Annotated in this window: 8 protein-coding genes; 1 reads left to right on the top strand and 7 read right to left on the bottom strand. The window is 57.6% G+C overall.

Features of this window, described 5'->3' with window-relative positions; translation table 11 throughout:
* Positions 1–104 precede the first annotated feature (104 nt).
* The 7 genes from M0D69_RS43045 to M0D69_RS43075 all read right to left on the bottom strand — a co-directional run bounded on the left by M0D69_RS43045 (position 105) and on the right by M0D69_RS43075 (position 5,094).
* Complete coding sequence (locus M0D69_RS43045) at positions 105–317, bottom strand: hypothetical protein (RefSeq protein ID WP_301787879.1); 213 nt, start codon at positions 315–317, stop codon at positions 105–107.
* Positions 318–372: 55 nt separating this feature from the next.
* Positions 373–1,533 carry a transporter substrate-binding domain-containing protein gene (locus M0D69_RS43050; RefSeq protein WP_301787880.1) on the bottom strand — a complete coding sequence of 387 codons (1,161 nt, stop codon included), beginning with the start codon at positions 1,531–1,533 and terminating at the stop codon, positions 373–375.
* A 54-nt stretch (positions 1,534–1,587) separates the two neighbouring features.
* Positions 1,588–2,349 (bottom strand): hypothetical protein, encoded by a 762-nt coding sequence (locus tag M0D69_RS43055; RefSeq protein ID WP_301787881.1) that lies wholly within the window; start codon positions 2,347–2,349, stop codon positions 1,588–1,590.
* Positions 2,350–2,553: 204 nt separating this feature from the next.
* On the bottom strand, positions 2,554–2,844 hold the full coding sequence (locus tag M0D69_RS43060; RefSeq protein ID WP_301787882.1) for a nucleotidyltransferase family protein: 291 nt from the start codon (positions 2,842–2,844) through the stop codon (positions 2,554–2,556).
* A gap of 118 nt (positions 2,845–2,962) precedes the next feature.
* Positions 2,963–3,343, bottom strand: coding sequence for a hypothetical protein (locus tag M0D69_RS43065; RefSeq protein WP_301787886.1), 381 nt, complete (start codon positions 3,341–3,343; stop codon positions 2,963–2,965).
* The gene (locus M0D69_RS43070; protein WP_301787883.1) at positions 3,294–3,977 is read right to left on the bottom strand and encodes a site-specific integrase; all 684 of its coding nucleotides are present in this window, start codon (positions 3,975–3,977) and stop codon (positions 3,294–3,296) included. The genes M0D69_RS43065 and M0D69_RS43070 overlap by 50 nt, the downstream gene beginning before the upstream one ends.
* 115 nt (positions 3,978–4,092) lie before the next feature.
* Positions 4,093–5,094 carry a DNA-binding protein gene (locus M0D69_RS43075; RefSeq protein WP_301787884.1) on the bottom strand — a complete coding sequence of 334 codons (1,002 nt, stop codon included), beginning with the start codon at positions 5,092–5,094 and terminating at the stop codon, positions 4,093–4,095.
* A 455-nt stretch (positions 5,095–5,549) separates the two neighbouring features.
* Here M0D69_RS43075 and M0D69_RS43080 point away from each other — a divergent pair, with 455 nt between their 5' ends.
* Positions 5,550–6,752, top strand: a complete 1,203-nt coding sequence (locus M0D69_RS43080) for a tyrosine-type recombinase/integrase (protein WP_301787885.1) — start codon at positions 5,550–5,552, stop codon at positions 6,750–6,752.
* The last annotated feature ends 99 nt before the right edge of the window (positions 6,753–6,851 follow it).

Consider the following 6,851-nt stretch of genomic DNA (forward strand, 5'->3'; position numbering starts at 1 on the left):
AAGTCCTCTCGGCCGTCGAGGCCTGTTTCCGGCACTGGATCGGACCAAACGAAGTCCTACGAAGACTATGCTGCATTATTTAAGACGCTATGTTTAGTTCGCGGTCACAGCGGTTGAAACTGGCACTCGGTATCGAGCACTGCCCGGCCGTCGTCCAGATGGATGATTGTGCGAAACGGCTCTTCTATGTCGTCTCGGAACACAACGCCTTCCACCGGGCGGGACATATCGTGATGAAAACAGACACGCACCCGCTTCCCTGCCATCAAGCCTTGCGCGGGAAAGTCCGTGGCCGTGATATTCGCTTTGATACCCATAGTTGTTTCCTCTCGTTTCCTCTCGTTGATTGCGCACGCCAGAACCCACTCACGCTTACAACACTGGAATGATCAGATGCTGGCCGACAAGAATGAGATTAGGGTTCGGCAGGTTGTTGCGCTTCTGAATCTGGACGTACTTTGCGGCGCTTCCCAGTTGGCTCGACGCGATCAAATTCAATGTATCGCCCGCCTTGACCAAGTAGGTCTTCTCGCCGCTTGTCGCCGCTGTAGTGACGACCTGATTGCTGATGAAATACTTCCTCAACAGATTCAGATACTCGGGAGACTGCTTGACCTTCGCAATAGCGGAATTCAGATAGACAAGAAGCGTGGCGTCATCCTTGCGCACTCCGATCTTGTAGGCCAGATTCGAACCATCAAGCTTCGTGACCGCAAACGTCAGATCGGTACCCTCGATCTCCGATACGCCGAACGGGTAGTCGTAGACAATGGCGTCGACCTGTCCGCTGTCCAGATAGTGAGAAGTCCAAGAGCGCTCACCGTTGATACTCGCATCAGACAACTCGACGATCTTGCTCGTCGGAAACGCTTTTTCCACAAACGCCTTGACGTCCGGGTCTCCTTTCAGGATACCAACCGTCTTGCCGGCCAAATCAACCCCCGACTTGACCGGGGAACCCTTTCGCACGATCAGCGAGTAACCAAAGTCGTCGATATAAGGCACCGTATAAACCACGCCACTCGGCGTGTCATCGGGGAAAGTAAGCCCGTCCATGGCAACGTCTACGACCGCGCCGCCATGTTTGTCGGACTGCGTCAATTGCGCTGGCACCGCCGGGTAGGTATCCACGCCGTGGTTCGTGTCCACCTTTATGCTGCCGTGATCGCCTGAAGCAAATTCCTTCTGCGAAAAAAGCAGCTTCGCGAAGTCGACATTAAAGCCCTGCGGCTTACCGTTGTCTTCCGAGTAAAAGGGCTTCGACGGATTCTCCACGCTGACACGCACAACGCCGCTGCCAAGGATCGCTTTTAACGTGTCACCGGTCGGCGCTGGGCCCGACGGTGTGCTGGACGCTGTCTTCGGCGTGTCAGAATCACTCCACCCGCTGCTCGCTGCGCTGGCTGCCGGGACATCGGTTGCCGTGACGTGTGGCTCGCCCTCACCGAGCAAGCCCTTCACTCCCCCGTGATAGATGAACCACCCAGCAGCGAGCACGACCAGAAAGAGAGCAGATCCCAGTATTTTCTTCATGTCTTCTATGTGAATAGCTAAAGGTTGTTTTCGCGTTTCGGCGCAAGACTGCGCTTACTTCGGCTGCACTTGCGAGCCCAACTGCTGCTGCACCGGCTGAGTTGCAATCGTGACGTCGATGGCGGCCTTTGCCTGCTGCACCTCGGAATTCTCCATCAGGGACGTTTCCATTTCGGAGAACGCCTTATTGACTGAATTCATCACTGAATCGAGCGCCGCGTCAGTCGTGATCTGGGCAAACGTGTTGCTCGACTGCATGCCGGCGATCTTGTTCATCCGCTGCGCGGATTGCGACATGTCCCACAGCGCCTTCGCCCGTTCGATGGCGTCAGAAAAGCGCTGCAACTCCTGCTGAACCTGCTTGTACCGGCCTTCGCGGAAGGCCAGAAGTTTGTTCATCGTTTCCAACTGCGACTCGAAGCGACCGGCGTCTTCGGGGTACTGCTTTTTGAAAACGCTCGTCTTCTGTTCGAAGTTCTTCACTTCGGTGCGAAAGGCCGTGATGCTGTCCTTAAATTTTTCGGCCGCCTGTCTCTTGTCGTTCAATTCGTTGTATAGCGTCTCAATCGGATTTTTCTCCGCCTCGGTGACAATCATTTTGACCTTTTGGTTCGCAAACTTCATCGCAATGACTGGCGCGAAATTGATTGCCGCCAAACCCAGGACCGCGGCCACGATGAGCCCAACGATTCCCTTGATCAACAAGATGGCTAGTGGCGCGCCAACGGCAATACAGAGGCCGATAATGGCCCATTTGATGATTTTCACTTTAGTCTTGTTCGAGGTCGGTTCCACGAACGTATTGCCATTCGACATTTGAATCCCCTTTGACATGTGCAACGGTTTCATTTGTTTAACTTGTTCAATTGCCCAACAAAGTCGTCTCTGAATGCAGCCATGGATCCTTGGCTGTGCAACCGTAATGACCTGGTTTATTTGCTCAAGCGCCGGGACGGCCTTGCTAACACCAGCGGGATGTCTTGAAACAGCGTTCGTACTTTTTTATACAGTCCTGGCAGGTCATACAGGGACCGCCTCAGCAAGGACAATCGCGCGAAAATCCGCAGGTGGGGCGTTCGGAGTCAGCACATCAACCGGCACACCAAGGAGCTGCAGCAGTTCGTGCCGGATCGCGCCGATGTCGAACAATGTCGTTTCCGGCGTCGGGTCAATCAGAATGTCGAGATCGCTGCCCTCGGAATCGTCGCCGTGAATGACGGAGCCAAACACGCGCGCGTTGGAGGCGCGATGAGCCACAACCACTCGACGAATGGCTTCTCGGTGACTTACGAACGCAAGAGATGGCTTCATTGCTTCAAACTCCTCTTCGACACGGCCAAACGGCTCTTGATGGTTCTCCCACCCTTCACATTGCCGTTTCCTCAAATCCTAATGCACGGCCCTATAGTGGTACGCGTTGCGTACCACGTCAAGCATTAATCTTACTTTTCGTTTTACGACCAGAGACCAGGCGGTCGACCGCCGCACGCGCAAGTGCAGGAAGTGGCCGATAGTCCTTCGACGTGTCCGGCATCCGATACGTTTTGAGCGCACGTGGATTGATGCCGGCCGATTCGGCGAGTTCATCCCACGTGACACCGAGCGCGTCCTTCGCTGATTTTAAAAATTCTTGCTGGGTAGGATTCGACATGGCCTTTTTGATGATACGCGTTGCGTACCATGATATCGCGCTCTGGCCGGTATGAATATAACGGCGTTTTGCCCTAATTCTTGAATCAACAACAGTGAAGCAGCGTGCCTCATACGACTTCAGAAAACGCTCGCGATGCGTCAGCAAGGGAAACGTCAATATATCGGCTCGTCTGGTCAATGTCCTGGTGCCCGAGAAGTAGCTGGACCTGCTCGATGGTTGCGCCATTTCTGAGCAGTCTTGTAGCGAATGTCCTGCGTCCGCTATGGCTAGTTCCGTTTGTGCCCGCCGCGCGGTACAAACCAGTGACGTACGCCTGCAGTGAATCAGCGGCCCAATAGTCGGTCCGACCGACCTCCGAGTCACTGCGCCGTTTCAAACTTAACGAGTATGGGTAGCCTTTCCGGCTAAGAACAAGAGGCAGATGCGGATTAAGCCCGTGATAGTGAGTGCGGCCGAGAGCAGTTCCCAAATCGCACTCGCGGCGATAAATGACGTATCGGCGCAATGCCTCGATGAGTTTGATCGATGAGGGATAGATGCATCGCGGCCTACATCCCTTCGTGATCGCGGCACGTAGCGAGACTTCGCGCCGCAATTCGCCGCTCGCAAAGTAGAAATCTGCGACGGTAACTTGGGCAATCTCGGTGATTCGCATGCCACACGCCAGCCCCAACAGCAAAACAACGGCGTCTCTTTCGGGATAGCGACTCGTGGCGTCTGTGACGCGAAGAAGATGCCGGATTTGGCTCGGAGCTAGAACTTCAGCGCGTTTGATGTGTTGCGGACGCATAGCGGACCTCTGAACGGGTTGGAATTCGGTCGTGTTCAGAGAGAAAAACCGCGAGGCTCTTTTTCAAGCATATCACCGCGTCATTGCTACCAACCTCGGAAAGTAGCGCGGTGAATCAGGATCTGGGTGTCCGCGGCACCTTGCGCTTGACCACGGGTTTCGTCGGTGGCGTCTGCCGCCGTGTGTCGGCGCTGGCCCGCGACATTGCCAGTTGCTCGCGTGTGCGTGCCAGTTCGTCGGCGTCCCGCGCGTGCGCCACCTGAACCGACGCGAGATTGCCCTCCAGGACACCCACCTGCTGGCGCAGATCGCCAAGTTGCACGTGGAGCGCCTGGAGTTCGGTGCGATAACGAGTGTCGCCCTGCTCCCGTTTGCGAGAGGCGGCGTCCAGCTCCTTCTGTAAGCGCGCGGCCGCTTGCCGCTCACGGTCGATTTCCAGCAGCGCCCGGGTTTCGGCGGCTTTGAGCCGCTCAAGCGCCAGCGCGCCGTCGGCACGCAGCTTGTCCAGTTCCGAGGCGAAGTCCCGCCGCGCGGTCTCGAGCGCGCGATGCAACTGCTGCTCGCCCTGTTGCGCGAGCCGTACCTGCTCCTGCAGCGTCGACGCCGCGGCGACAGAGATGGCCAGCGCTTGGTCCAATTCTGTTATGTGGGTCTGCGCTGCGTCCAACGCCGCCGCACTGCCCATCAGTTCCTGATGTAACCGGTCGCGTTCGGCCTCGGCCCGAGCCTGCCCGGCCTGCGCGTCCGAGACCGATCGTTGCGCCTCGATCTGCGCAGCAGCCAACTGGTCCTGCGCCGTATCGACCGCCCGCGTCCACAACGCCGCGGCCAGCTCTCCGGTCGCGGATTGCAGTTCCGCCGGCAGGTCGGGGTGTTCGATGCGCACCCGGCTCTTGTCACGCAGGGTGGCCCAAAAACGCGCGAGTGCTTCCGCCGGCGCGCTCATGCTGCCCTTCTTCACCAACTGATAGAGCCGGTTCGCAGTGGGCGTGATGCCGTGCCGGAAAAATAGCAGCACGCAGACCTCACGATACAGATCTTGCGTGCGCGGAAACTGCGGGCGCAGTTGCTCGATTTCCGCGTGCAGTTGGGGCTCCAGGGCGGGCGAAGCGTCCATGGCGAGCGTCTCAGGAGAGTTTATGTGTTGATAATATACCGTATAACGTTAATTATATTGAATCTGAATATTGAATTTAGACATTATGACGATAATGTCGAGTAAAATGACCCATCGCGTCAATTGAGCACGTCTCACGTCGGTTTAAGCAAATGTGTACCCATTCTTAAAGACTTTTTGTTCCCAGCCCCCGGGCCGAAATCGTCGTGCTGATGCACTTGGCAGCCGGTGTTGGGCTCAACCGCCGACCGGCAACGCGGAACATTGATGGGCACGAACCGGGCACCGATGATTTGGGACGCCGGCAACCCTACAGAATTGCTTAAAGTGTCAGCCGAAGGAACAATTTTGGTTAAAACTTTTTAAAGCGAATTTGTTCCCAATGATTGACGTTGCCGCCAACTTGCCATTATTTGACGGGAACAAAATTACTTAAACCGACGCCTCTCCCCACCATGCCGTTTCCCGAGCCCCTCCCAATATCCGCCGGCGCCCTTTTGTCGCCTAAGCCACTCGAACAGCTATCTCTGCCGTCCGAACTGGACGGTGGCCTCGGCACGAACCGCGTGCTCGGCGCTCGATCCCAGATTGCCGCACAGGACGACGTCGACGCCATCCGAGCGTGGCTCGCACGCTTCGTCGACACGAAGGCCACCTTCGACACCTATCGCAAGGAGGCCGAACGCCTGCTGCTGTGGTCAACCACCGAACTGCGCAAGCCGCTCTCCTCGCTCACGCACGAAGACCTGCTCCTCTATCGGCGCTTTCTGGCCGACCCGCGACCCGCACAGCGCTGGGTCATGACCGGTCGCAAAGTGGCCCGTGCAGACGCGCACTGGCGGCCGTTCGCGGGCCCGCTCTCGCCAGCTAGCGAGCGTCAGGCGTTTGTGATTCTGAATACGCTCTTCGCGTGGCTGGTCAACGCGGGCTACCTGGCCGGCAATCCGCTGTCCCTGTCGCGTCAACGCGCGCGCAAAGCTAAGCCGAGGGTGACGCGCTTCCTCGAGGACGATCTTTGGCAGGCCGTCAAAACCTCGATCGACGCGATGCCCTGTGACGCCGCACGCGAGCAGGAACACTACGCGCGCGTGCGCTGGCTGATCTCGCTGCTGTATCTGATGGGACTGCGAATCTCGGAAGTCGTGAGCAATCCGATGGGCGGCTTTTTTAGACGCCGCGATCGCGACGGTCAGGACCGCTGGTGGCTGGCGATCACCGGCAAGGGCGACAAGGAACGTTTGCTGCCGGCGACGACCGAACTGATGGCGGAGCTGACCCGCTATCGCCGACACTACGGATTGGCTGCCCTGCCCTATGGCGGTGAAACGACGCCGCTATTGTTGCCGATCGGTGGCACCCACCGAACGCTGACACGCGGCGCCGTGCACCTGATCATCAAACAGGTGTTCGACAATGCGATCGACCATCTGCAGTCGACGGGCGAAGCGCACGAGCGCGCAGCAGAGCGATTGCGCCAGGCTTCCGCTCACTGGCTGCGACACACAGCGGGCTCACATATGATGGATGGTCAAGTCGATCTGCGATACGTGCGGGACAACCTGGGGCATGCATCGATCTCGACGACCAGCCAGTACCTACATGCGGACGACGACGATCGGCATCGGGCAACGGAGGCCGGACTGAGACTTAACTGGTAGCGCGCTCCAGTCGGAGCAATGGGTCAAAGTTCATTGCTCACCGCTCAAGCCGCCGACAACACCTCAACAATCTTCCGTTGATACGCGATCCCTTCGGCG

The sequence above is a fragment of the Caballeronia sp. SEWSISQ10-4 2 genome (assembly GCF_030464885.1).
Taxonomy (GTDB): Bacteria; Pseudomonadota; Gammaproteobacteria; order Burkholderiales; family Burkholderiaceae; genus Caballeronia.

Excerpts from the sequence above, each read along its gene's own strand:
- M0D69_RS43045 (WP_301787879.1), bottom strand. The coding sequence starts at position 317 with ATGGGTATCAAAGCGAATATCACGGCCACGGACTTTCCCGCGCAAGGC.
- M0D69_RS43055 (WP_301787881.1), bottom strand. The coding sequence starts at position 2,349 with ATGTCGAATGGCAATACGTTCGTGGAACCGACCTCGAACAAGACTAAA.
- M0D69_RS43050 (WP_301787880.1), bottom strand. The coding sequence starts at position 1,533 with ATGAAGAAAATACTGGGATCTGCTCTCTTTCTGGTCGTGCTCGCTGCT.
- M0D69_RS43060 (WP_301787882.1), bottom strand. The coding sequence starts at position 2,844 with ATGAAGCCATCTCTTGCGTTCGTAAGTCACCGAGAAGCCATTCGTCGA.
- M0D69_RS43080 (WP_301787885.1), top strand. The coding sequence starts at position 5,550 with ATGCCGTTTCCCGAGCCCCTCCCAATATCCGCCGGCGCCCTTTTGTCG.
- M0D69_RS43070 (WP_301787883.1), bottom strand. The coding sequence starts at position 3,977 with ATGCGTCCGCAACACATCAAACGCGCTGAAGTTCTAGCTCCGAGCCAA.
- M0D69_RS43075 (WP_301787884.1), bottom strand. The coding sequence starts at position 5,094 with ATGGACGCTTCGCCCGCCCTGGAGCCCCAACTGCACGCGGAAATCGAG.